Annotated in this window: 20 protein-coding genes, 1 tRNA gene and 1 pseudogene; 3 read left to right on the top strand and 19 right to left on the bottom strand. The window is 63.6% G+C overall.

The features are described 5' to 3' along the window. Nucleotides 1-57: 57 nt before the first annotated feature. The 8 genes and pseudogenes from RNB18_RS17135 to RNB18_RS17100 form a co-directional block, all read right to left on the bottom strand. Nucleotides 58-130: transfer RNA gene (locus RNB18_RS17135), tRNA-Trp, on the bottom strand. A gap of 56 nt (nucleotides 131-186) precedes the next feature. After that, a pseudogene (locus RNB18_RS17130) lies at nucleotides 187-444 on the bottom strand (LexA family protein); the annotation flags it as partial. 260 nt (nucleotides 445-704) lie between these two features. Then, complete coding sequence (locus RNB18_RS17125) at nucleotides 705-1,256, bottom strand: AAA family ATPase (RefSeq protein ID WP_311714934.1); 552 nt, start codon at nucleotides 1,254-1,256, stop codon at nucleotides 705-707. A gap of 111 nt (nucleotides 1,257-1,367) precedes the next feature. Beyond that, nucleotides 1,368-2,591, bottom strand: a complete 1,224-nt coding sequence (locus RNB18_RS17120) for a hypothetical protein (RefSeq protein WP_311714933.1) — start codon at nucleotides 2,589-2,591, stop codon at nucleotides 1,368-1,370. A gap of 17 nt (nucleotides 2,592-2,608) precedes the next feature. After that, nucleotides 2,609-4,378 carry an asparagine synthetase B family protein gene (locus RNB18_RS17115; RefSeq protein WP_311714932.1) on the bottom strand — a complete coding sequence of 590 codons (1,770 nt, stop codon included), beginning with the start codon at nucleotides 4,376-4,378 and terminating at the stop codon, nucleotides 2,609-2,611. 42 nt (nucleotides 4,379-4,420) lie between these two features. Next, nucleotides 4,421-5,566, bottom strand: a complete 1,146-nt coding sequence (locus tag RNB18_RS17110) for a Gfo/Idh/MocA family protein (RefSeq protein WP_311714931.1) — start codon at nucleotides 5,564-5,566, stop codon at nucleotides 4,421-4,423. Further along, nucleotides 5,563-6,345, bottom strand: coding sequence for a ThuA domain-containing protein (locus RNB18_RS17105; RefSeq protein WP_311714930.1), 783 nt, complete (start codon nucleotides 6,343-6,345; stop codon nucleotides 5,563-5,565). Before RNB18_RS17105 ends, RNB18_RS17110 begins: the two co-directional genes overlap by 4 nt. Nucleotides 6,346-6,497: 152 nt before the next feature. After that, the gene (locus tag RNB18_RS17100) at nucleotides 6,498-8,048 is read right to left on the bottom strand and encodes a condensation domain-containing protein (RefSeq protein ID WP_311714929.1); all 1,551 of its coding nucleotides are present in this window, start codon (nucleotides 8,046-8,048) and stop codon (nucleotides 6,498-6,500) included. Nucleotides 8,049-8,641: 593 nt separating this feature from the next. On the opposite strand from RNB18_RS17100, the gene RNB18_RS17095 reads away from it, so the two are divergent. Beyond that, a complete protein-coding gene (locus RNB18_RS17095; RefSeq protein WP_311714928.1) occupies nucleotides 8,642-9,499 on the top strand; it encodes an alpha/beta hydrolase in 858 nt (285 codons plus the stop codon). A 109-nt stretch (nucleotides 9,500-9,608) separates the two neighbouring features. Here RNB18_RS17095 and RNB18_RS17090 read toward each other — a convergent pair whose 3' ends face one another. The 11 genes from RNB18_RS17090 to RNB18_RS17040 form a co-directional block, all read right to left on the bottom strand. Continuing rightward, complete coding sequence (locus RNB18_RS17090) at nucleotides 9,609-10,874, bottom strand: hypothetical protein (RefSeq protein ID WP_311714927.1); 1,266 nt, start codon at nucleotides 10,872-10,874, stop codon at nucleotides 9,609-9,611. After that, on the bottom strand, nucleotides 10,871-12,232 hold the full coding sequence (locus RNB18_RS17085) for an AMP-binding protein (RefSeq protein WP_311715223.1): 1,362 nt from the start codon (nucleotides 12,230-12,232) through the stop codon (nucleotides 10,871-10,873). Before RNB18_RS17085 ends, RNB18_RS17090 begins: the two co-directional genes overlap by 4 nt. 88 nt (nucleotides 12,233-12,320) lie before the next feature. Further along, entirely contained in the window at nucleotides 12,321-12,590 is a 270-nt protein-coding gene (locus tag RNB18_RS17080) for an acyl carrier protein (RefSeq protein WP_311714926.1), read from the bottom strand. Continuing rightward, the gene (locus RNB18_RS17075; RefSeq protein ID WP_311714925.1) at nucleotides 12,587-14,203 is read right to left on the bottom strand and encodes an ABC transporter ATP-binding protein; all 1,617 of its coding nucleotides are present in this window, start codon (nucleotides 14,201-14,203) and stop codon (nucleotides 12,587-12,589) included. Before RNB18_RS17075 ends, RNB18_RS17080 begins: the two co-directional genes overlap by 4 nt. A gap of 129 nt (nucleotides 14,204-14,332) precedes the next feature. Beyond that, a complete protein-coding gene (locus RNB18_RS17070) occupies nucleotides 14,333-14,950 on the bottom strand; it encodes a 4'-phosphopantetheinyl transferase superfamily protein (RefSeq protein WP_311714924.1) in 618 nt (205 codons plus the stop codon). Beyond that, nucleotides 14,947-15,207 (bottom strand): phosphopantetheine-binding protein, encoded by a 261-nt coding sequence (locus RNB18_RS17065; RefSeq protein WP_311714923.1) that lies wholly within the window; start codon nucleotides 15,205-15,207, stop codon nucleotides 14,947-14,949. The genes RNB18_RS17070 and RNB18_RS17065 overlap by 4 nt, the downstream gene beginning before the upstream one ends. Beyond that, the gene (locus RNB18_RS17060) at nucleotides 15,204-16,145 is read right to left on the bottom strand and encodes a TauD/TfdA family dioxygenase (protein WP_311714922.1); all 942 of its coding nucleotides are present in this window, start codon (nucleotides 16,143-16,145) and stop codon (nucleotides 15,204-15,206) included. The genes RNB18_RS17065 and RNB18_RS17060 overlap by 4 nt, the downstream gene beginning before the upstream one ends. Then, on the bottom strand, nucleotides 16,111-17,478 hold the full coding sequence (locus RNB18_RS17055) for a class I adenylate-forming enzyme family protein (protein WP_311714921.1): 1,368 nt from the start codon (nucleotides 17,476-17,478) through the stop codon (nucleotides 16,111-16,113). The genes RNB18_RS17060 and RNB18_RS17055 overlap by 35 nt, the downstream gene beginning before the upstream one ends. 115 nt (nucleotides 17,479-17,593) lie before the next feature. Beyond that, the gene (locus RNB18_RS17050) at nucleotides 17,594-19,039 is read right to left on the bottom strand and encodes a class I adenylate-forming enzyme family protein (protein WP_311714920.1); all 1,446 of its coding nucleotides are present in this window, start codon (nucleotides 19,037-19,039) and stop codon (nucleotides 17,594-17,596) included. Further along, a complete protein-coding gene (locus RNB18_RS17045; protein ID WP_311714919.1) occupies nucleotides 19,032-20,231 on the bottom strand; it encodes a Rossmann-fold NAD(P)-binding domain-containing protein in 1,200 nt (399 codons plus the stop codon). Before RNB18_RS17045 ends, RNB18_RS17050 begins: the two co-directional genes overlap by 8 nt. Before the next feature lie 128 nt (nucleotides 20,232-20,359). Further along, nucleotides 20,360-21,445, bottom strand: a complete 1,086-nt coding sequence (locus RNB18_RS17040; protein ID WP_311714918.1) for a glycosyltransferase family protein — start codon at nucleotides 21,443-21,445, stop codon at nucleotides 20,360-20,362. Nucleotides 21,446-22,375: 930 nt separating this feature from the next. Here RNB18_RS17040 and RNB18_RS17035 point away from each other — a divergent pair. Beyond that, a complete protein-coding gene (locus RNB18_RS17035; RefSeq protein ID WP_311714917.1) occupies nucleotides 22,376-23,212 on the top strand; it encodes a glycosyltransferase family 2 protein in 837 nt (278 codons plus the stop codon). Continuing rightward, nucleotides 23,194-24,300 carry a leucine-rich repeat domain-containing protein gene (locus tag RNB18_RS17030; RefSeq protein WP_311714916.1) on the top strand — a complete coding sequence of 369 codons (1,107 nt, stop codon included), beginning with the start codon at nucleotides 23,194-23,196 and terminating at the stop codon, nucleotides 24,298-24,300. Before RNB18_RS17035 ends, RNB18_RS17030 begins: the two co-directional genes overlap by 19 nt. Nucleotides 24,301-24,340 lie beyond the last annotated feature (40 nt).

The following is a 24,340-nucleotide window of genomic DNA, read 5'->3' as shown; positions in this document are numbered from 1 at the left end:
GTTGCGGCCACGACGCCTGTCACCCGATCGGTGGCCACCCTGAAAGACCTCAGTGACTGGGGCGGCAGAAGTCGAACCTGCGGCATCCGGCTTTGGAGGCCGGCGCTCTGGCCACCTGAGCTACACCCGCTGATGGGTGACAGCTTGACATGACCAACAGGTCCGCCTCCAAGGGATTTCCGTCTCTCAAAGAAGGCGCAGGACGCCGACGACCTTGCCGAGGATCTGCGCCTGGTCGCCGGGGTTCGGCTGGTAGGCCGGATTGCGGGGCATGAGCCACACCTGCCCGTCCTGCCGGCGCAGGACCTTGACTGTGGCCTCGTCGTCCAAGAGCGCGGCGACGATGTCGCCCTGATCGGCGCTGTCTTGCCTGCGTACGTCACGATGTCGCCGTCACAGATCGCCGTCACAGATCGCCGCGCTGATCATGGAGTCACCGGAAACCGACGGGTTCGCCGAATCTTGAAGGGCTCAGGTTGGGAACTGGTGGCAGACTGCACCCGATCACGCACGGTCTGACGTGGGTTCGCGTGCCCTGGGGCGTGGATCGGTCCAGCCGTGGAGACCTACTGGGTCGGTCGGCGGAGAACAGCGTGAACGATCGACGTCCAGTGCACCGCCCCTGTTTCTGTGCGGCTGCTCTCTGTGCGGCCAGTTCCGCAAGATCGCGGGCGTAGCCCCACCATGCTCCCCCATCGGTGCGGTCATTTCACCAGGCCTCGGTGACCGGCTTCGCGGACGATGAGGTCGGCGGTTTCGTCCGGAGTGAGGGCCGCGGTGTCGAACCACCAGCCAGCGTCCCCGAATTCGCGCTTCATATCGGCGTCGAGGCCTTCGTAACCGTCGAAGTCGAACCGATCGCTTGGATTCCTGATGGAGTTTCGGTACTGGCAGATCTCGATGCCCGGTGCGAGGACGACGAACAGAACCTGTCGAGGGGCGAGGAGATCCAGGAAGAAGTCCAGCTCTTCGCGGGAGGGGATGATCGCATCGATCACCGTCGTAAAGCCGGCGTCGGTGAAGTTGTTGGCCAGCGCGCACAGATTGCGGTGCAACAGCTCCACTTGTCGCGCCGCTTCGTCAGCGGGCTCGCCCAGGGCCCAGACGAAACCGTTGACGATCATCCTGTTGAGCTCGTCGCCGCTGAGGCGGGCGGAACGCGGCAGTCGCTCGGCGACGAGCCTGGTCACAGTGGACTTTCCGGCCCCCGGCATGCCCGTCAATATCAGGCAGTTCGACACGTCGGCAGTGATCACGCTCACGATGATGTCAGCGTGCCTGTCGGTCGGCAAATCACCGAGGCGTGAGCCTCGGTGACCGGACCGGCCGGCAGGAGACGGGGGCCGGAAGCGGCGAACCCGGGCGGTTCAACCGGCGGTGAGGAGCTTGGTGAGAACCAGCTGTCCGAACGTCTCGGCTTGACCTTGGGCCGCCGCAGCCCTGGGGATGTCCCAGGAAATGGTGACCACCTGAGGAGTGAACGCAACCTCCGCCAGGGCTCGGCAACGGCCGTTGTTCAAAGACGTCTGCACGCTAAACCGGTCGCTGCCGGGCTTTCTGGCCAGTTCCGACGCGTTCGCCCGGACGTTGAGGCGCAACATCCGCTGGAATCTCTCCTGTTCAGCCCTCCACGGCTCAGTCCCGGCTTCAAGCGGGGGATCAGTGAGTAGCTTCCGGGATTGAGTGACGACAGAGCGCCAGACATGTGCGCCCTCCTCCACGATGTCCGCCTCGGGGTCTGGAGCCGAGAGGAGGATGTTCACATCGCCCGGACCCATGTAAGCACGGCCGGCTACGGGGCTCGGAAGCCTGTGGAGCAGCGTCAGAGGAACCTTCGCGTTCGCGTCCGCTCCCAGGCACATTCTCCAGGCGCGACCGAGCGCGGCCACCATGGTTCCGGACGTGGTCATCGCCCTTGTATCGCCGATAACGGAACCCTTCTCCGCACGGAAAACCAGCTCACCGCTCTCGCGGGCCTTGAGTCGACCCCAGTGGTTGGACGCATGGTAGGTGTCGAACCCGTCGGACACCTCCGCTTCGGGCGCGGCTGTTCGACGTCTCACCGCCCGCTGTGCCAGCACCACGTCGGAAAGGGAGGCGACGGGGACCTGGCGCCCCGCAAGACGATCGGACAGGACTCGCGCGAACCCCTTCAGGCCGGCGCCGTCGGCGAAGACATGCGATACGGCAGCGACCACCGAGAATCGCCCGTCCTGGCGCGTGTAACCGAACAAGCGGATCGGCGCCTTATGCACGTCGATTTCATAGTATCCATGACAGAATCGGGTGTGAATCAAGTGTACCGCCCATGCTGGACCACCCCGTAGATCAGTCCATTCGACCGGAACTTCACGGGGGCTCTGCCAGAGCCGTGCTTCGCCTGAGGGCGCCTCGGCTACAGCCCAGAGATCCAGCTCGTAGTCCGCCAAGAGGACACGCAGGGCGTCCTCCAGAGCCGTTTTGGATTCACACCCGAATTCGACTACGTCACCGATGACTGCCCATCGGCTGGGGTCGCGCTGCATGTCATTGATCCAATGCCACTGCTGCGCCTGCCCCCAGGACATCTCCATTGCGACAACGGAACCCACCAGTCCTCCTTTGCGCGTCAGCGCAAGCCTTCGGGCATGGCCAATGCTGTCGCCAAGCTCCACAGCTGATAGCGCTCAACGCCTCGGATCTGTTCCGGGTCACGTTCCAGCAGTTCCACGACGCGCTTACGGTCGAGGACGTCCCATGCGGGGTGATCACTGTGGGAGTGAGCGGCGGTGCGAGCCACATCCAGGATTGCACCGATCGGCTCGACGGGAATCATGTGCGTGTTACGCCTGCGTTCTTCGTTCATGGTGGCGCCGACCGAGTTGTCTTGCAGCCAGGAGGCGTCGGCCGTCTCGTAGGGAATTTTCGCCAGATCCGGTCCGAGTGACTGGAGAAGGGTCCGATTGAACTTTCCGTCGACATGGCCACCTCCGCCACGGCCTATCATGTGCGGCCAGATCCTGGGCGAGAGATACAGCGACGCGGTGTCCTCGCGATGGTCTCGATTCGACAGGTTCGGACCGTGCCATGACGCCTGTCGCTCCAGGTGAAGCACTTCCGGTATGTCCGCCAGTGCGACTCCTCGATCGGTTTGTTCACGAGAGAATTCCCGCAGCCAGTCGTAGATGAGGGCCTTTCCGTCGCCGTTCAGAAGGGCGGGCGGCGAACCAGGCGTGATCTTCTCAAAGAGGGATGCAGCCATTTCATCGACTGTCTGCCCGGTCGGACATTCTCCACCCAGGTAAGCCGTCCAGGCGCCGCGTCCGATCTCCCCGGCCACTCCGTCGAAAAGGATCGGCAGTGAGTTCACCGGCTCCAGATCGACATCCATGATGTCCGTGAGAGACGTTGTCTGTGCTGATGTGAGTTGCAGCAACTCCAGCACCGAGTGTGTCCGACTGTATACCGCGGCGGTCTCACGTGTCTTGGTGGCCGAATGTTCCCAGCCCAACATCATGGAAAGATGACGAGCCGCCTGCACATCCCCGGTTTCCGGATAGCCGACTTGCCCAGCGAACGCGTTCGTCACTACGGCTGGTGTGATGTCGGCCTTCCTCAGGACAGCGGCGATGACCCTGGAATCGCGACCTCCCGTGAGAGCCAGTTGAGTCTCCCTGCCAGGCCAGTCGGCGAATGCGCGGGCAAGGGAAGTCATGAGTCGCTCGGCTTCCGCATAGTCGGGGACAGCTGCGAGCAATTCCGCATAATCGGTCCGAAGGTGCGCGGTTGTGACCACTCCGTCGCGGGATATGGAGGTCGCCGTACCGGGAACCACTCGTTCGACACCTTCACGCAGAGGCTCGCCCGTGATACTCCACCCTCCTGCCAGCAGTCCGGCCAAGGCTCGTGGGCGAGTTTGCGCACCGACTGGCGTGACCAGAGCAGCCATGTTGCTGATCTGAATTCCCTCAGCATTTCGAGAAATGTATACGGGCAACAACCCCGCGGCGTCGGTCTGGACATGGACCGTGCGGTTGTCGACGCGGACCACGACGTGGCGCCCGTCGAGGTCCTGTGACCATTCCGTTGGTTCGCGGAGATAGGTCTTCGGGTCGATCGACGTACGACCATCGGCTTCGCCGTTCCTCCACAGAACGGGCCTGCCGCCGAACAGAGCGAACTTTTCCCTCTCCGTAGCCGAGTACCGCACACCGCCCAGATGATCTGCCGAATGCCCGCCCCAGTGACAGGTGACCGACCCATCGGCCGACGACGCCCAGCTGTGCACGGTCTTGTCGCTGAGCATCGGATAGCGATCAAGCCATCGCTTCAGTGTCTCTCGCTCAGTGCCGTCGTGTGCTCCGGATCGAACTCGAATCGTCAGGAGAAACGCAATCATTGATCGGCTCCAATCAGGGTTCAGTTCGTTGAGTCGGAAGAATCAGGCCGGAGCTGCGGCGGGCGGCGCCTGGTGCCGGGAGGCGAGGACGCCCCGAATCGAGGGCCAGCCGGCAAGAGCGGCACGCACGTCCGAGCGGGTCTCCTCGCGCAGCGCCGCCGCGCGCGCCTGGTCCAGGACGTCGTCGAGGAGCACGCGCTGTCCGGTGCGGGCCGACAGCACCGCGGCCTCGACCATCGCCAGGCTCATGGTGTTCTCGTGCACCTCGCCCATGGGCGTACTGCCCGTCCGCAGCGACTCGGCGAAGACCCGCAGCGCTCCGCCGACACCCTCGTACGGGGAGCGGGGCCGCTCGGCAGGTCGTATGTCCGCGACAAGAACCGGCTCGTTGTCGCCGTCCCACAGCGCCGAGCCTTTCTCACCACTCGCCCGCCAGGCGCCGTTCCACGACGTCTCGGCGCCCGGACTGCACCAACTGCCGTTGTACACATAGCGCGCTCCGCCCTCCATCTCGAAGACGGCGCTCGCGGCGGCGTCGCCGCTGAACCAACTCCACGGCGGGTTGTACGCCTGGCAGTAGGCGGAGACCGGTTCGGCGCCGAGCAGGAACCGGGCCGAGTCGAAGGTGTGGATCGCCATGTCGATCAGCAGCGGGTACGCCATCTCCTCGCGGAAGCCGCCGAAGTGCGGGGACGTGAAGAACTCGGTCGTCAGCGTGCCGATCGCGCCGAGTTCCTCCAGCATCCCGCGCAGGGCGAACAGTTGGCGGTTCCAGCGCCGTGACTGGCTCACCATGAACAACTCGCCGGTCACCTCGGAGGCGGCCGCGAGGGACAGGGCGCGGCCCAGGGTGTCGGCGACCGGCTTCTCGCCGAGGACGGGCAACCCGGCGAACAGTGCGGTGGCGGTGACGGGGTGGTGAGCCGCGGGAACCGTCACGTTGACCAACGCCTGGGCGTCGGTGTCGGCCGCGAGCGCGACCGCGTCGGCGCCGACTGGCAGGTCCGGCCGCCCCAGGCCGGCGGCGGACCGGCGGGCGACGTCCAAGTCGAGGTCGGCGATGCCGACGAGCTCGGTCCCGGGCTCGTCGGTGACGGCGGTCAGCCAGTTCTGTCCCATGGCGCCGGCACCGACCACCACCACGCGCAGGGGGTTGCCGGGCCCGCAGGGAATCGTCCGGTGGGTCATCGCAGCGGCTCCGCGGAGGACCGGCTGTCGAAGAAGTCGCCGGTGTCGTGGCGCCGCAGCTCCGGCAGGCCGCGTTCGGGCCGGTCCGTGCGAGCCCACCGCACGCCGTTGGCGATCACCCGGCGGATGTCCTTGTTGTGGTAGACCGGGTAGTCCTGGTCGCCGGGGCTGAAGTAGAAGACCCTGCCGTGGCCGCGGCGGAACGTACAGCCGCTGCGTATAACCTCACCGCCCGTGAACGAGCTGACGAACACCAGCTCGTCCGGTACGGGGATGTCGAAGAACTCGCCGTACATCTCGTCCTCGTCCACGACGAGCGGTTGCGGGACTCCCTGGGCGATCGGGTGCGTGGGGTTCACCGTCCACAGCAGTTCGCGGTCGTGCTCGTTGCGCCACCGCAGGGTGCAGGTGGTGCCCATGAGCTTGACGAAGATCTTCGACCAGTGGCCGGAGTGCAGCACCAACAGGCCCATGCCCGACAGCACGTGCCGGTGTACCCGTTCCACGACCTCGTCGGACACCTCGTCGTGGGCGGTGTGTCCCCACCAGGTGAGGACGTCGGTCCCGGCGAGCACCTCCTCGGTCAGGCCGTGCTCGGGGTCGTCCAGCGTCGCCGTGCGGATGGTGCAGGCGTCACCGAGGTTCTCCTCGATGCCCTCGGCGATCGCGGTGTGCATGCCCTGTGGGTAGATCTTGGCCACGTGCTCATCGCGCTTCTCGTGGCGGTTCTCGCCCCACACGGTCACCTGGATCGGGGACGGTACGGAAAATGTGGTCACAGTGGTGTCTGCCTTTCTCCGAAGTACCTCAGAGGGCGGGGCGTTCGACGGCTCCGCCGGTCACGCGGCCGTCCCCTCCGTGTCGAGCAGTCAGCGCCGGGTCGGCCGTGTCTGTCTGCTCCACCCGCCGGTCAGCCGGCTCAGGACGCGACTCACAGGTCTGTGACGACTGCGATGTCCGGCACTACCAGCCCGGGATCTTCCAGCATGCGAGAGGCCATGTACCGACGCAGGTCCTCTTCTGTCACGTCTCTTCTGTTCACACGGGCCCGCACCCTCAGCCCGGACGTCCTTCGATCACCGTCTACGAGGTCGACCGAGCCGACCGCCGGATGCTCGCAGAGCACAGCGCGCACCAGATCAGGCCTCACCCAGTTGCCATCGCACATCGTCGTTCCGGGGGGCTTCTCAAGGTTCAGCTTCGCGAGATGGTCCGCGGCCACGGCGTCCGCGTTCACATCGCCTTCCACCAGGCTCTCGAGCACCCGCTCCATTTCCTCCAGAAAATCCTGCGGGTCACCGGCCAAGAGCCGGTCGGACCTGACAAAGATCTCTGATGTGCCTGGATCCACGTAGAAATCAAGGCCTCGACATTCCGCGAGGGCCCTTCTACGAATCACGCGATGAGCCTTGGAGCGGGACTTGGCATTCGACTCCTGAACGTAATTGAAAGTCACCTGGTTGCGATATTCGAGACCTCGCTTCCGCATCTGAGCGTCCTTCAGGTCCCAGTATTGCAAACGGGCGGAGTCGCCGTACTTGACGACGTCGAGGGACGCCCTCACGACCTCTTTCGTGAGTTCACGGAAGCTCTGCCCGGCTGACATTTCCAGGAGCACGGGAGTTGTCGAGCTGAGATGCCCCACAATTCCAAGTCTGCGCCTGTCGATGCGGTTGGAAACAATGATCTCGAACAGGCATCGACGCTGCCCGGAGGCCGCAGAAAGAACAACCGTGAAGATGGCAAGCCACAGCGAGGGCTGCCATATTCGCATTCGCTGCGCGACGCGGTCGGCATGGTCAAAGGCTCTGTGGGAGAACAGCGACGCCTCTAGATATCTGGGTTCCGTCGAGGCCACGGTGCCCGGGAAGACGGCCTGCGGTCCCTGTGCAAAAATCTGCGCGGCCCGTTCCAGCGATCGTTCGCTGCGTTGCCGGCCTGCGGAGGAACACTCCTCGGCTGCCATATCGGTCGGCTGATAGGCCGCGGGCAGACGGGCGGCCCCGCCCGCCAGAAATTCTTTTATCTCCGCTATGAGCAACTGGATCGCGTTGTGATCGGCAGTAATGTGATGCATCACCAGGACCAGCACATGTCCTCTGGTCGGTGCAGTCACGATGACAGCTCGGAACGGGGCTTCTTCCGTGAGAGAGAACAAGTCCCCTTTCATTCGTGCCTTCTGTCGTGCCGACTCACCTTCCACCTCGTCATCGGCCACGGGGACGATCTCGACCGCCGGCACCAGGTCGTCTCGTACGTACTGTGTCGGCTCGCCCCGAGGGGACAAGCCATAGACCGTTCGCAGTCCCTCGTGTCGCCATCGGACGAAGTCCAGGGCTTTGACAAGGTTTTCGACTTCCACCGTGCTGTCGAAAATCTCCACCCTGGACAGAAGTAACTCAGGGGCAGCGGGATACCCCTGCCACAGAGTCCACATCTCCTCCTGGCCCCACGTCATTCGTTCAGCCCTCGTGACAGCCACGGCATGCCCTCCCGCTGGATACTGATGAATGCCGGCGATCGACGCACTCCTCCTTCCTTCTGACCCTCCGACGGCAAGCGCTTTCTCCTGTTTCTCACTATCCCAGCTGGACGATCGAAAAGGAAGAGAGCTCCCATGGTCTTTGCGTGAAGTTGATCGGCCCTGTTCACGCAGGACTGTTTCGAAGCTCCGGTTGGAGTAGTGACCTCCCAGAGGACGTTTATGAACGGCGGAACCGAGCCCACCGCCCCCGTCGGCCGAAGTTGACGGCTTGGAGAAAAGGTTCGGCCTCGACGGCAGACCATCCGGACAGCCGACCACAGCGACTCCCCGTCGGTCGGGCCAGGGGCAACGCTGGCCAGACACCGATCCCCAGGTCGCGGCTGAATCTGCCGCGCCGCAAACCTCGTTGGGGCTCGCCGAGCCGGGACCAGCGAGCCGCACCACGGGCGGGGACACCACCGGACACCCGCCTCGCCACCTCTCCGCGACGGAGTCAAGACGGCGAAGACTTCCCGAAGAACACGTAAATCCTTTAAATCCTTGTCATACACCCGTTGAGGCCGTTCGCGATCTCTCCTAGGATGGCTCCCATGACGACCGAGCTGCCCTACCAGCAACTCCCTGTTCATCAATCAGACGTTCGCTATGCCTATGGCCCCGACTCCGTCGTGCAGCCTGGTGTACCCGTCGGGGAGACGATCGAGTTCGAATGGAATGACAGCGCTATCTACCCGGGAACTTTACGGAAGTTCTGGGTACACGTACCCGCGCAGTACGACCCCTCGGAGCCGGCATCGCTGATGGTGTTCCAGGACGGATGGTGGTACCTGGACCCCGAAGGGGAGGTACGCGGCGGGATCGCCCTGGACAATCTCATCCACCGCGGTGACATCCCGGTCACCATCGGCGTTTTCGTCGACCCCGGCGTCTTCCCCGATGCCGAGAACCCGAAGAACCGCAACACCGAATACGACGCCTTCGATGATCGGTACGTCAACTTCCTCCTGACGGAGATCCTCCCCGAGGTCACGAAGCGCTACTCGATCTCCGAAGACCCCGACCAGTGGGGCATCTGCGGTGGCAGTAGCGGCGGCAACTGCGCCTTCACCGCGGCGTGGTTGCGTCCGGACAAATTCCGCCGGGTGATCGGGTACTTGTCCAGCTTCACCCAGATGCCGGACGGCAACCCCTACCCCGACCTCATCCCCCGTGTCCCTCGCAAGCCGCTGCGCATTTTCATGCAAGCCGGCCATCGTGACCTGCGCTGGAACGAGCCCGACAGAAACTGGCTCGCCAACAACCTGCGCGTCGCGGCTGCGCTCGCGGAAGCCGACTACGACTTCCGCCTCGTCCTGGGCGACGGCGGCCACAGCCCCAACCACGGCGGTGTCCTGCTTCCCGATGCCCTCCGCTGGCTGTGGCGGTCGGACGGTCAACCGGTGAGTTGAGGCGCGTCGGTTTCGTAGCGGCGTCCGGTTCGGGGGAACCCCGGCATTGTTGCCGGGGTTCCCCCGAACCGTTTCCTGAACCGAACGTGCGAGGTCACCGTCATGCCGTTCAGCAGAGCCGGTGCGCTTCACGAACAACCTCCGAGGCGCCGTCGGCGCTTCCGAACAGCTGGGAAAGCCAAAGGTCCTGGCGCGCGATGAACGTGGTCCGGTTCTCCGCGAGGCCGACCAGGAACTCTCGCACATGATCGACGGCTGCCGTACGTGCCCGCCCTCCCTCAAGGAGATCCGCGATAACGGAGTTGAGCACGGTCGCGGTCACATCGACCAGGTCACCCGTCGTCGGTGTGGCCCCCGCGTCGATTCCAGGGAACGCATCGGCGTTGCTGCCACGCATACGCTGCAAGATCGACGCATGTGCGTAGTGCTGGATCGGAAGTGCGAAGAACGGCACGCCGATCGCCCATGATTCGGCGATGGACGTGATGCCGGGTGGTGCGGCGAACGCGGCAGCCCGGCTCAGGTCGAGCATGAAGTCCTCGTGGCTGTGCCACGGTTTGATCTCCAGCGAGCGGTCGGCGCCCACCGACAGCGTGTCGAGAATGTCAGCGTTGCCGCCGACACGAGTTCCGCTGCCCTCGAAGGCTGTTCCCTTGATCGCATCGGCAATCGTGTCGATGACCGCCCGTGTCCATCCTGTCGCGTATGACTCTTCGGTGAATTCGTTCGACAGTCCACTGACGCTGACTATCAAAGCAGGTGAATCACCGCCGAGTTGCCTGGCCGCCGGCACACGGTCGACGATCGCTCCGGTAGGTTTCGCCGCGCAAGCGTCGCGTGCCCTCGATCGCGTTGGCTCCGCCTCGCCGCCGTAGCGTTGGTAGCACACCTGGGCCGCCACCCTGTGCGCAACATACTGTGCCTCGTGCATCGGAAGATTGATGGCTTCTCGCAGCGCGCCCCGACGCTGCTGACGCGTACCTTCGGTGATCCGGCGGATCTGTTGCTCCTGGGGCCCCTCAAGGTCTGCGAACTCGTCGGGCCAGTCCCACATCCAGAACAACGAATCAACGTACAGGCACGGCACTTCCTCGGCGGCTGCCGCGAGCGCAAGTGAAGGCTCCATTACGGAGATCACCAGATCGTGTCCACGCACCTCCTCGGCGAGGAGGTCGGTGTCGTATCGCGCGGATGTCGAGATGGCGCTGAACAGCTCCGCTTCCCGAGTCGCCGCGGAGTACGCTGTGCCGAGTCCCGTGAAGTAGGCCCTCATCCCATGAGCTTCAGCCAACTCCCGCGCGATGGCGAGCGCCTTCGACGAAGGGCCGAAACCGTAGGGTTCGGCTGTCATCAGTATCCGGCTGTTCGAGTTCATTCTTCCTCCACGGTTTCGATCACTGCGGATCCCGTGCGTTCTGCGAGCGCGACATGGTCCACTTTCCCGCTGGCCCCACGCGGAAGTTTCGGGATCGTGACGATGCGGATGAGTTCGGCGGGCAGATTCAATCGCTCGGCCAGTTCGGTCACTTGCGGCTGATCAGACGAAATGCGGTCCGCTGTCTCCAAGCACACAGTCACAAGATGCGGACCGGTGAGCGCCGCGGCGGAGCATCTGAAGACGGTCGCGGCTTGTTCACGTACGTCTCTCAGGTCGATCCGGTATCCCGAGACCTTCCGTATTTCGTCTGCCCTGCCGCTGATCCACATCCGCCCGGTGGCATCCTGCCGACCTCGGTCGCCCGTATCGAGCCAATCAATTTGATCCCTTGGAGATGCCAGATCGCTGGCGCGTTGACTGTAGCCCGCCATGATGTAGGGGCTGGCGACCTGGATCCGGCCCTCCTTACCAGCCTGTTGTTCTGCGCCGGCTGAGTCCACCACGCGGGTGCGCACCCCATGGATTCCCGTACCGACGGTGCCCCAGTGCTTCGGTTCGGTATCGGGCGAGCTGATCGCGATGCGCGGTCCGGCTTCTGTTTGTCCGTACATCACATGCAGGGAAGCACCGACCCGGGCGGTTTCACGATAGAGCTCGGGCACCAGAGACCGGTCGACTGCTCCGCCTGCGAACATGATTCGCCGCAACGTTCTTGGCATCATGGAGCGTCTCAGTGCTGTGACTACCAACGGGGCGGAACTCGCCGCGAAGGCAAGACTGGTTGCACCCTCGTCGCGAATGGTCTCCCAGAATCGCCGGCTCGCGATGGAGTGGTCCACGCACAGCATGGTGGCGCCGGCAAGCGTGTGTGCGAGCACGTTCGACAACCCGTACGAGTAGGCCGGCGACAGGGTCGTCACACCTACGTCGTCGTCCCTCAGTCCCAGGTTCGCGGCCACGGCGGCAGCGTTTCCCATGACGCTCTCGGCACTCAGCGCGACGTACTTCGGATGCCCGGAGGAGCCGGCGGTCGGAAGCGTGACCATGCGATCCCGATGAACCGATGTCGCGCGGCGTCCATGTCGGCGGTGGAACGCGCCCCGTTCGAACACGTGGGTTGCCCCGAGTGTCTCGATCACGTCCTCGCTCTGTCGTGCGTTCAGGCTGTCGACGAGCACCATCGGCACGGCCGCGTCGAGCAGTCGAAGGACCGCGGAAACCTCGTCCAGGGAACGTCCCGCACGACAGATCACGAGGGCACGGGCCCCGTCATCGAGGACCTGGTGCCACTCCCCCTCGCGCGGCCCCTGTAGCAGGTCCCCCAGCGTCCAGGCGCGATCCGCCGACGGAGCCACGAACGCGGAACGATGCCGTGGGCATCTCGACCGGATCTCACCAGCCGAGCGGAGAGACGGGGTGCCATCGATTTGGCTCACGGTCTACTCACTCCCTTGCCAGTCGGGGTTCGTCAGCCGCCAGTTCGTCGACCAGCTCCGAGATGGTCTCGGCCGTGATGAGCCGTTCGACGTCGACGGGGACCCCGAGCACTTCTTCGAACTGGACGACCAGTTGCAGCGCCTGCAGTGAGGATCCACCGAGACTGAAAACGTCGTCAGTCTCCTTCAGGGGCCGCCCGTAGATTTCCTCGATGGCCCTGTGCAGTTCACGTCGTTTATCCACCCGATACCCCTCACTGTTCTTCCGCTCTATCACGAAAGGCTCATTGTCTGTTCTCGGAAGAGACGTGCGAAGGCGCCGTTCTGCTGCACGAGTTCATCGAAACAACCCTGCTCGACGATTCGCCCTTCGTCCATGACATAGATCCGATCCATCGGGCGGAGAGTCCATGCCCGATGCGACACGACGACAGTCGAGCGGGTCCCGCTCGTTCGGCGGAGTTCTTCGAAAAGTGTCACCTCGGTCTCGGCATCTATTGCTGAGGACGGCTCATCCAGGATCCAGACGTTCGCGTCACGCAGATAGACACGCGCGAGCGCCAGACGCTGCCATTGACCACCTGAGAGACCGGTTCCCCCCCAGATTTCACCGAGCTGGGTCTTTTCACGATCACGAAGTTTCTCGACGAAGTCGGCGGCACACGCTGCGCGAAGGGCGGAGTCAACCGCATGTGAATCAGTACTTTCCGCACACCCCAGCCGGACAGACTCCTCCACGGTGACCTCGTATTTCCCGTAGTCCTGTGCCATGGCGCCAAACCCACGCAGCCACCACTCCTGCGCCGCCGGGTGAACCGGTCGGTCGTTCGCCAGTACAGTCCCTTTAGAGATGGGAACGAGGCCGAGCAATGCGTTGAGGAGAGTTGTCTTGCCCGCGCCGTTCTTCCCGACTATCGCGATCATCTCTCCGCGCGAAACCTGCAGCGTCGCCCCCTGGACCGCAAATACGCCATCGCCGTACGAAACGTGCACGTCACGCATTTCGATCTTATCTATCTCTGGCTTCCCCCAGGATGCCGGCGCGCTCGATTCGGCTTCTGGTCGATCGAGAAACTCCACGAAAGCGTCGATCGTCGGAATGTACTGGACAATCGTCGATACCCGTGACCCGCCCTGTGCAACGGCGTTCACCGCACCGAATACTCCGTACACGGCAGCGACGGCCTCCGGCTCATAGCCGACGCTGGAGAACACACTGAAGATGGCCAATCCGAACAGAATCGCACTTGCCCCTGCGGAAATTCCAGTCACTCGGAGCCCCGCGCGAATCGGATCCTTCCTTACTGCGCATATTTCAGCTTGCGCCTCCTTCTCGAGTCGGCCGATACGGGTCATGGTCCCGAAAGCGGTGAGCTCCAGGAGCGCAGAACGGCTGCTCAGCGTTTCCCGGATGTAGCGCTCACGCCTGTAAATACGCCCCAGACGAAGCCACGTAGTCTTCATCTCCTTGCTCACATAAAAGCCGATCACCAAAGTCGGCACGATACTCAAGGCGGTGAGAGCACTCGCGACCCAGCTGTACTCGGCCATCGTGGTAACGATTCCGATGGCACCGAAGATCGCTTCCGCGGCCAGCAAAGCGTCTGTGTACACGCGAGATGTGTAATCAACAACTGCTCGGCTGTGACCCTCGATTTGAGAGGCGAGATCCTCAGCGGCGATCTCGGCCGGCGTCAGCTGGGACGCCCGATCCGCGAGGCGTCCCTGCAGGGCGGCGCACGTATCGAGATGCACGAGCTCGGCCACGAAGTCGCGAACCGACCGGAGCGGGCCTATCAACCCGACGAGTATCACGATCAACGCCAGGGTCACCGCCACGGACCCCGGACCAACGCGGTCACCACTGAGCTGCTTCAGCAGCGAAGCCATGAGGAGCACCTGCGCGCTTGGAACGCAGGCGAACAGCACGGAGAACATCGCGACGGCAGACGAAGTCCACGGTGCGGCTTTGAAACTGGAACGACAGACCCACAGGCCGGATCTGAGCAACGCTCCTCCTTAGTCTTTGTGGGCCAGTGACAGCGCGGGAAAGGTCCATCCATCGAGCACGGTGTACGTCGCGCCGAAGTCCCGTCCGGCACGCGCGACGGGAAGGACCGTTCTGAGGAGTTCGCCGCGCAGGCCCGTGCCGGCGGCTTTGCTTGCCGCCTCGCGCGCAGCCCAGCGACGTGCGAACTCGCTGTAGGTGCTCTTGTCGTCGGCTCGCGTGGCCAGATCCGGCGCGAATCTCCGCAGCACCGTCGGGGAGACCCTCCGTGGCATCTGGATGTCCACGCCGATCCGGCCCTCGCTCGGCGAGATCGCGACAACCGCCCAGATTCCGTCGTAGGAGAAGGAGACGGATCCGATGTGCGGCGATGACAACGCGGGTGCACCGTTGGCATCGTGCTCGACGCCTACGGTGCACGGATCGGCAAGCCCCTGACCGCGCAACGCGATGCGCAACAACTCGGCACGGAGCTCGCCTCGTTGTGATCGCTGCGTGGCCGAGCCACTCGACAGCACGCCCACCACGATCTGGCACGTGGATCCGCCGATGGTTGCGCGGGAGATGACCGTGGGAATGACGAACCGACGATGTGTCGCCCCGAATCGCGGGTCACCGGGTTCGGTCACGACGAGTTTTCTTCATCATCGAGTAGACCTACTGTCGCGGCATGGAGAGTTCCCGCCGTCGCGAAGGTGTCCCAGTTGAGCATCTCGACCGGGAACTCGACATCCAACCGGGTCTCGATCTCTGCGACCAGCTCGACCAACGACAGTGAGTCCAGTCCTGCTTCTTCCAGTTTTGTGCCACGTTCGACGTCCCCGGTCAGTCTCACCAGGAATTGCGCAACGAGGGCGGTGAACGTGTCCCACGGGAGGTTTTTCACTCTCCACCTCCGAAATCACCCATGCTGACGAGGATTTGTCGATCACCCTCGAACGGCATACGGCCGTGCATGTGTTGCCGGTTGTCGACGACGAGTACGTTGCTGCGTTCCCAGGGCGGTTTGTCGGCGAGACGTATCGCGGTCTGCTTGATCAATCGAAGGTCGCCCATGTCGATGGTGGTGCCGTCCGTGTAGGTGACAGAGTGCGGAGCGGCGTCGGGCCCGAACATCCTCGTGAAGACGGAGAGTTGGCGCTGATTCATGCTCATGCCGATGTCCCATTGGTCGGCCTGGTTGAACCAGAGCGGGTGACCAGTACGGGGGTGGTGGCGAACGGCTTTCCGGTCCCTGTCGATGCGGAGGGTCCCGTCGGGCTCCCACCAGTAGCGCAGCGATCGCTCATCGAGGTGCTTCTCGCATTCGGATCGGGACTCCGTCTGGAACTGCGCCATCCAGGTCTTCCCAGGACGACGCTCGTCAGCGGGGAGATGCTGCCGGTACCGTACGCCGAGCTTCGCGAAGCGTTCGGTGAGCGAGTCGGGAAGTCCGGACAGCAGCTCCCCAGCATCGCAAACGGGCGTTTCTCCTCCCATGGACGGGGGATTGACGCAGACGAACAAGAGAACTTCCGGAGCACGGGTCTCGTAGGAGAGCTCCTGGTGCAGGCTCAGCGTCTCCCTCTGCGGATATTCAGTCGAGGTATAGACGGTGTCGGCGACCTTCGTTCGTGGTGAGTTGCCGCCGATGTATTCGACTGTGTGGATGCCGGCCGTCTCACAGATGCGGGGCAGCCATTCCTCCGGCGTTCCTCGGTGCCTGACGTCCTCGAAAAGGAGCGGGCTCGACAGACGCTGCCCCTCGTCATCCCACATGTCGCGGATCAACTCTCCGACGGCGGCACCGTCAAGTGCCTTCGCAGGTATGCTCCGTACCTTCACTTTTTCCCCCTTGTACGCCGCGCGCACTCGTCCTGTCGAGCAACTGCGTCAACTTGCGCCAATCGACTTTGCCGTTCGGAGTGGTGGGCAGTGCGCGTACGGCAACCCATCGCCGCGGAATGGCCAGCGGTCCGAACAGTTCACCGATCACGGGCGCCGCGCAGCGTCGCAACTCGTCGACACCCGTCTCATCGCTGACGACGACAACACCCAGTTGAGGGCTCTGCCCGTCACCGAAGGAGGCCTCGATGACGACTGCCTCGTCGACGTTCGTCGCGCGCTCGATCGCGCGCGCGAGTTCGTGCAGGTTGATGTTCTGCCCCTCGATCACGACCTCGTCGTCGGTTCGTCCCATCAGGAAGACATAGCCGTCCTCGTCGATTCGGGCTCTGTCCCCCGCGCTTCTGAAGGGCGCGGCCTCTGTGGAGGCTCGGGAGAGCGATCTCATGAAGAGTTCACCGACCTCGCCAGGCCGGTCGAGGACTCGGCCTCGGCTGTCTCGGATCTGTACCTTGGCCCAGACCGGACGGCCCGACGTACCCAGGCGCTCCAGTTGTTCCACTCCGTTGGCGAGGAGCACGCCGATTCCCTCGGTTGTAGCGAACATGTCGAACACCCGGTCGGGTGCCAGTGCGCCGTACCAGGTGTCGCGCGCCGCCGGGCGCGTCGCCCCGCCCGTCGTCACCACGGTTCGCAGGCTTCGAGGTCTCCACGCGTCCTGCCGGATGGTGGACGCGAGGGCGTGGAACTCGGTGGGCGGGAGCAGGGCCCAGTCCACACTCAGGTCATCGAGGGCACGCACGACTTGTCGTGGCCTGAAGTGGCTGGCGACGACTGCCGTGATTCCCGACTCGAGTGCGGAATAGAAGGCCCAGACGAACGCTGAGTGTGACCACGGCCCGCCCACGTACATGCGGGAGTTCCGCCCCAGGCCGGTCATTTGATACGCGGCCGGCAACGGGTCGAGTTTCCCTACCGGGACCTCGCCGACCCGGTGGGTTCCCGTGCTGCCACCGCTCGCCGCGAACAGCCGTCTCCCCGCGAGCCGCGACGTGAAGGTACTGAACGGCAACTCGTGGCGAAGGCGGCTCGGTTCACCGTTCTGTACGGAGATGGTGCCGGTCGAGCTCGGCGTGCTCGTGGGTACGTCCAGCCTCCAGGATGGCGCCGTGTGGTACTGGGCCGGCACCACTGCGGCATGACCGTCGTGTTGGTAGGCGGCCAGTAGGTCGATGATTCCCGGGATGCCTCGACGTGGCGTCAACGCGATGGTGGGCGCACCACTCACGTCGGCACCGCGCCATTCGGCGAGGCGCTTGCTCGCCTCGCGCATGAGTTCTCCCCATGACGCTCGATCGCCGGTCGCCGCATCTATGACTTCTGAAGGACCGAAGTCGTTCATGTCACCGCCCCGCGATGAGACCACGCGACGATTACCCACTCTGCCGTCACCATGCGCTTCCCGTGCTCTCGCCGGCGATCTTGCGGAGCTGTACCCTGTCCGCTTTACCGTTTGGCGTCAGGGGCAGTTCGTCGACCCGGGCGATTCGACGAGGGATACGGTCCGTACCCAGTATCTGGCCGAGCCTCACGAGGAGATCGTGCTGGGTGACTCGATCGTCCGCTGACACGAACAGCGTTGACTTCGTTTCGGCCCGCGGCGGTATGCAGACCGCTCCCCTGACGCCGTCGCAGCTCAGCGCCGCGGCTTCTACCTCCTGAGCCGACACGCGCTGTCCTCGCTCCTTGTACGTGTCGCCAATGCGGCCAACGATGTGCAGGCGATCGGACGAATCGACGTACCCAAGGTCTTCTGTCGCGAGCTCTCGCCGTCCCGAGTACAGAGGGAATTTCCGTTCTGTGAGTTCGAGATCTCGCCAGTAGCCGGACGAAAGATTCGGACCGAGAACATGGATCTCCCCCACCTCGCCAGCGGGAAGTTCATCACCGCGTTGGTCGCGGATGACGACGGAGGTACCTGTCAAGGGTCGACCGACGCTGGTGGGGTCGCGTCTCCATTCGTCGGGTTCGGAAATCGAGACTCTTTTACACTCGGTCACCCCGTACATGAGCACGATCGAGGCATGAGGGAAGGCGTCTGTCATCCCGGCGATTACACGGCGATCCACCGATTCTCCTGTGAACGTGACGAGGCGTACACGATCGTCCTCCCCGGACCGGTGCCACTTCGAGACAGCGGCGCGGGCCATCGACGGCGTGAGCGCAAGCACCGTCGGACGGGCATGGCGAATCGCGTCTCGCAACCACCCGAACGGGTCGGTCACGTCGCACAGGACCAATGTGGCTCCCGTCGAGAACGCCAGAAAAATCTGATACAGCCCGTAATCGAATGAAAGGCGGACCGGGCATGCGATTCGGTCCTTCACGGTGTAGGCCAACCGTTCGCCGATGCGTTCGGTACAGAACTCGATCTGGTCCGCCTGGACCATGACGCCCCTGGGCTCCGCGGTGGAGCCCGATGTGTACATCAGGAGCGCCAGGGAATCGGTCCTCGGGTCCCGCTTCAGCCGGGTCGACGCGCCCGGCTTGTTCAGGACGACGCATGTCTCCCCATCGAGCCGCATCCGTACGTCAGCGTTGCTCTCCGTCAGCGACCGGCGGTGCTCCGGCCACACAGCGTCGCAGGGGACGGCAACCCCGCCGGCCGTCATCACGGCCAGCAAATTGACGACGTCCGAGCACCGTTGGCGGATGACCACGGAGACCCGGTCGCCATCGACCAACCCAGCCGTGGCGAGATCCGCACGGCAGGTGTCGATCATGGACGCCACAGTCAGGTACGAGAGAGACTCCCGCCCATCCTCAAGAGCCGGGGCGCCGCCGCGCTCTCGCATCGCCGCGAGGAGGCGTTCGAACACCGGCGCGTCAGTCATCTCGCGATCCCGGGCCCGAACGCCAACCGACCCCTATGACATATACGGCCGCGGGTGTTCCGGCTCGCGTGGTCGGCAGATAACCCGTCTCTGTCATGCCGAAGACATCCACGAGACAATCCATCGGGACGTCACGAGCCTGTTCGACGCCGTCAAGCTCAACGACGACCGCTCCGCCGGCTGCCAAACGCTCGGCCAACCAGATGGAGCGGGAGGCACGCCGATCCTGGGACCCGGCCTTGAAGCCCATCCCTAGGACCCCGATCGTCCGTTCACGTAAGCCCATCAGCCGACGTTCGATCCGATCGGCGACCCACGCCTCGTACTCGTCCGATATCGCGGTGGCCGCGGCGGCCAGATCCACCATCCCGTCAGGGGTCGCGTCCGACAACATCCGTGTGTCCTTCGGGAGGCATGGGCCGCCGACCAGACCGGCCGCGCTCAGGCCATACGCGCGTGGATAGTCCCGCTGCACCGCATGCCGGATGGCGTCGTACGAACAGTCGTACTCCGAAGCGAGCATTTCGAAGTGATTCGCGAGCTGAAAGCTCATGTATCGGTATCCGTTGCAGATCAGCTTCGCCAGTTCCGCTGACTCCCAGTCGGGGAGGCGAATAACGTCCACGCCCATCGTGCTGAAGAACCGCTCTGCCCGGTCAACCGCCCTTGCAGGGCCGCCCAGCAGTTGCGGGATCGTGAGCAGCTCTCGCTCCACCGCTCCCTCAAGCGAACGCTCAGGGGCTACCACGACGTCCAACTCCGAGGGTGCGATGGTGTCGGCGATCGACATCAGCCTTCGCGTCGTCCCCGGATCAATGGTGGTCCGAAGGATCACGAGCTGTGAATCGGTCAGGAACGAAGCGATCTGTTCGATGAGCTCGAAGAGACTGCCACGGGTCACGCCTTCAGGGCCCTCGGTGCCGATCGTGACAACCACCACGTCCGCTCCCCGAAGCGCTTCGTAGGAGCACGACACATCCTTGACATTCAGCGCAGGATATTGGGCCCATCGATCGCGCCATAATCTGACCTTTTCGACGTCCCGGTCGATCACGCTGATGTCGAAGAAGGGTGCCACTGCCGTCACGAAGTCGGCTCCGATAGCTCCGCAGCCACCGATCACGACCACGCGTCCGAATTCTGAGGGTACGTCAACTCTTCGGGGCGACGGTGAAACGGTCGTCTGCTTCATGTGCTCCCCTTCTCGAAGGCTGCTCTGACCCACGGGATCACCTCATGAAGCCAAGGCGCGTGACCTTTTCCATAGAAGGCAGCCTCTGTCCGACATCACCAAGATCTCCACGAAAACTCCAGTCCCTCTCATTCGAACAACGAGCGGTAAACCGCGAGCACACGCATGGCATAGCTTCGCCAGGTCTCTCCAAGGCGCCCGTCGAGGAGCGCGGTCGGCGTGGGAAGCGCCTCCGTTGAAACCGGGCTGAGCGCCTCACGCATGATTCCTTCCGTCATCCCGCCCTCGTAGAGATTGAGAGCCGGCCTCCCCACCTCGTCCGCATAGTCGATCGCCGCCCCGCGGCGCGGCAGCCACACGGGCGTGCCGAGCGTCATCGCCAGTCCCGCGACCCCCGACTTCACGGATTGGCTTGTCGCGATCAACACGACGTCCGCTGCGCGGAAGTAGACCGCAACGAGCTCCTCCGGGATGCTGCGGAGATCCAAGGTGAAGAGGTCCGGAGCGAGCGCGGCAACCTCCTCGATCTCGCGGCGGAGCTGGACGTCGGTGGCGTTTCCGGCCACGACAAGATGAACGTCATCGCTCGTCGTCAGACTGAACCTTCGAAAGGTCGTCATCAGACTCGGGAGGTTCTTGTATCGGCGGACCACACCGAACGCGAGGGCAATCCTCTTATCCGGAGGGAGTCCGAGTCGGGCTCTTGCGGTATCTCTGTCGATCCCCTCGGAGGGATAGGCTCCCGCATAGTTCAAATTTCCGAGATGTGCACGTCTGACTGATATAAGTGCAGGATACTCGTCGATGAATTCGTCGGCCAGAGAGCCATTGCTCACGAGAAGCACGTCACAGATCCGGGAGAAGTCCCGGAAGAAGTTCGCGGTGACCTCACCGCAGACCGGCTCGTGCGGGCGGACGTTATTCGCATCCCAGACGAGCTTCGCGCCGCGCCGCCGCGCACTTGTCAGGGCAGTCAGCACCACCTCCGCGCTCCGGCGGGCAGCGAGAGTCCCGCGGTCTCGAGTTATCACCCATTCCGGCCAGTACACGTGAATGACGTCATAAGCGCCGGCCGCAGCGGATTCCAGCGAGAATGGGGCAACCCTTACGCCGTCAACGTTCTTCTCCAGCTCGCCGAAGAGGAGCGAAACATCGACATTTCCGGCCACATAAGTTCGATAGTGCGGTGACGTCACAACAAGCGTGTCCGGCAACTCGACTCCCCTAACGGTCGCTCTTGCCCATCGCCTCTCGCGATAAGCCGCATACACCTGTTAGAAAGCGCTATCTAAGTTGACTTTACGCAGGCCCAGAACAAGGCGTCAACCTGTCCCTTGCATAGGATGCGCCTGCCTCGGGGTGACCTACTGGAGTTGTAGGGACTTTTTTCGCAATCTTTAAGGTCTCCGCGCCAGAGGCCCCGGGACCAGTCGGTGAACGCCAGCTGCAGGCCGGTGAATTGACGATGCATCCAGTCGTCATCACTATCCACAGTCGAAGCGCTTCGACTTCTCGACGCTAGACCGTGCCCTGGATGCGGCACAAGGGAGCCAAGGGTTGTTTTCCAGCCATCTATGGCCGGTCCTGCAGGGTCGGAGCCTCTCGGAGGGCATCGAATCGATGCCAGATCGGCAACAAATGGGGCATTTGCCACCTAGTCTCCTTACGGCACTATCGCGGACCAACCAGTCTCGTCATGATTGCCGGCGGCTCCAGCGGGAAGACACATTGACGTCAGCTGTCTCGTGACCTACTGTCACTGTGCTTTATTCGATGCGCTTCGATACTTCGACAGTCCCTTTTTCGGCTACCGGCGCCTAAACGCAGTTTGTTGCCGTCAGCACCGCTTGATCCGGGACTGCGAAGCCTGTCGACCGGATTCACGTGGGGAGGCGCTTGTAGGCCACCTCCATTGACGTCGGAGCACTGCTTTCGTGGCCGTGCAGGCTGCCATTCTGGCGTGGCCGCTTCCTCCTGAGTCGGTAGCGAAGAACCATCCACAGGATCTGGCGATGAACGCTTCTGAATCTGACATTCGAGGCCAGATCAGCCAACTTATTCTCGATCTATCTCGACTCCTTTCATCGCCCAATCACTGATGAGAATGAGGGGGATTTCTCATGGCCAGCACATCGCCTGTGCACGTGGTCAGTGTTGTAGGATCCCAGGACGCGGCCCTCCTGCCGCACTTCGTCGAGCACTACCGAAGCATCGGCGTGGATTCCTTCCGGCTGATCTGCCATGCCGGGGACCCTTCGGACGAGGGCTACATTCATTTGCGCGACGCCTGCCGATCGGTCGGTGTAGAGCCCCTGCACTCGCATTTCGGGCCCTGGCGCGACAGGTTGAACCAGAAGCTGAAGGCGTACGCCATGAGCCGTCGGCCGGATGATTGGTATGTCGTGGCGGACGTCGACGAGTTCCATGTCTACAGCCATCCCGTCCATGAACTCCTGGAGAAATGTGAGCGCTCAGGAGCCGACCATGTGAACGGCTGCTTCCTGGACCGGGTCGGTGCCGGCGGCGAACTCCTGGAGGTGGACGCGACACCGCTCTGGAAGCGCTATCCGCTCGCCGGCGCGGTCAGTACCGGCATCTCCAAGGCGCTCCCGCTCAAGACGGGGGTCGTGCGAGGACGGGTCGAGCTGTTGGTCGGACATCACGGAACGGTGGGCGGAAACGGGCTGCCCCGGGCGGAAGGCTTCATCCAGGTCCATCACTTCAAGTGGACCGAATCGGTGGTGCGGCGCATGCGGCACCGGGTGGATTCCCTGAGCCGGGGACGCTGGCCGGTGGAGCACTACGCCCTGATCAGAGAGGCGAAGGCCGCCCTGGCGCATCTGGACGCAAACGGCGGACGGATCGACGTCGACGATCCGGAACTGAGGACCGCACCATGCGGCCGTGACTACACCGATCACTCGCTCTGGGACGAGATGGCCGACGAGGCGGAGGGTTGGGCATGGACTCTCACGTACTGATCCATGAGCGGATCGAGCGCGCGGCGGACTCGGGTGTTCTCGACCTGTCCGGGCTGGGGCTGAGCAGTCTTCCGGAGGAGGTTCGCGCTCTGCGTGAACTGTCCTGGTTGGACATCGCGGACAACCAAATCGCCGACCTACCGCACTGGTTAGGCGAGTTGGGGTCATTGACCTGGCTGGAGGGCGCCGGTAACCAGCTGACCCGGCTACCTGAGTCAGCCCGCCACCTGGAGCGGTTGACGCTCGTGGATCTGAGTGGCAATCAACTGACTGAATTCCCAGAGCAGTTGACCGCGCTACGATCCCTGCTCCAGCTGAAACTCGCGGCGAACGAGATCGGTGACATTCCGGAGGACGCCCTTTGCCTCCCTCGTCTGACCGCACTCGATCTGCACGGCAACCGGCTCAGTGGTATCCCCGGCGGTCTGGCGGAAGCCGTGGAGCTGACGGTTGCCGACTTCGGCGGTAACGGCTTGTCCGAGGTTCCGGAGAGCTTGCGCGAACTGTCGCGCCTCTCGGTCGTCCAGCTGGCAGACACCCGCCTGCGTCAGTTGCCCGAGTGGCTCGGACAACTCGACGGTCTGACCACATTGGTCATCAGCGGAAACGAGTTGCGTGCGTTCCCCGAAGCGCTGTGCGGCTTGAGCCGGCTACGGCGCCTCGACCTTGGAGGCAATCGGATCCCGGTTCTTCCTGAGCGGCTGGGCTCACTGCACTCACTCACCTGCCTGGATGTCAGCGACAATCTGCTCCGGGACATCCCCGGGTCCTTGCCGACACTGCGCGGCCTCACACGGCTCGACCTGCGCGGCAACCACCTGGATACCCTCCCGCCGGAGTTCTCCGAGCTGAGGGGTCTCACTTGGCTCGGGCTCAGCTCCAATCCGCTGCACAGGCTGCCCGAGTGCCTCCGCGAGCTGAACGACCTTGTGTGGCTGAAGATCGCCCATGCGTCCCTGACCAGCCTGCCCGGATGGCTGGACGGCTTCACGCGTCTGGTCGAGCTGGAGGTCGAGGGCAATCTTTTCGACGTCACCCCGACTCAGGTGGCCGGTCAGCGGTTGGAAGACCTCGCACCCGCACTGTGATTCATCGCTTGCCTCATTCCTCTATCGGACGGGATGGTCC

Source organism: Streptomyces doebereineriae, assembly GCF_031845645.1.
Classification (GTDB): domain Bacteria; phylum Actinomycetota; class Actinomycetes; order Streptomycetales; family Streptomycetaceae; genus Streptomyces; species Streptomyces canus.
Note: the sequence above shows the minus strand (reverse complement) of the source record. Positions and strands in the feature narration are given on the sequence as shown.

Coding starts and splice junctions, on each gene's coding strand:
- RNB18_RS17050 (WP_311714920.1), bottom strand. CDS start 19,039: ATGACTGACGCGCCGGTGTTCGAACGCCTCCTCGCGGCGATGCGAGAG.
- RNB18_RS17030 (WP_311714916.1), top strand. CDS start 23,194: ATGGACTCTCACGTACTGATCCATGAGCGGATCGAGCGCGCGGCGGAC.
- RNB18_RS17115 (WP_311714932.1), bottom strand. CDS start 4,378: ATGATTGCGTTTCTCCTGACGATTCGAGTTCGATCCGGAGCACACGAC.
- RNB18_RS17055 (WP_311714921.1), bottom strand. CDS start 17,478: ATGCGCGAGGCGAGCAAGCGCCTCGCCGAATGGCGCGGTGCCGACGTG.
- RNB18_RS17045 (WP_311714919.1), bottom strand. CDS start 20,231: ATGAAGCAGACGACCGTTTCACCGTCGCCCCGAAGAGTTGACGTACCC.
- RNB18_RS17110 (WP_311714931.1), bottom strand. CDS start 5,566: ATGACCCACCGGACGATTCCCTGCGGGCCCGGCAACCCCCTGCGCGTG.
- RNB18_RS17095 (WP_311714928.1), top strand. CDS start 8,642: ATGACGACCGAGCTGCCCTACCAGCAACTCCCTGTTCATCAATCAGAC.
- RNB18_RS17090 (WP_311714927.1), bottom strand. CDS start 10,874: ATGAACTCGAACAGCCGGATACTGATGACAGCCGAACCCTACGGTTTC.
- RNB18_RS17075 (WP_311714925.1), bottom strand. CDS start 14,203: ATGGCTTCGCTGCTGAAGCAGCTCAGTGGTGACCGCGTTGGTCCGGGG.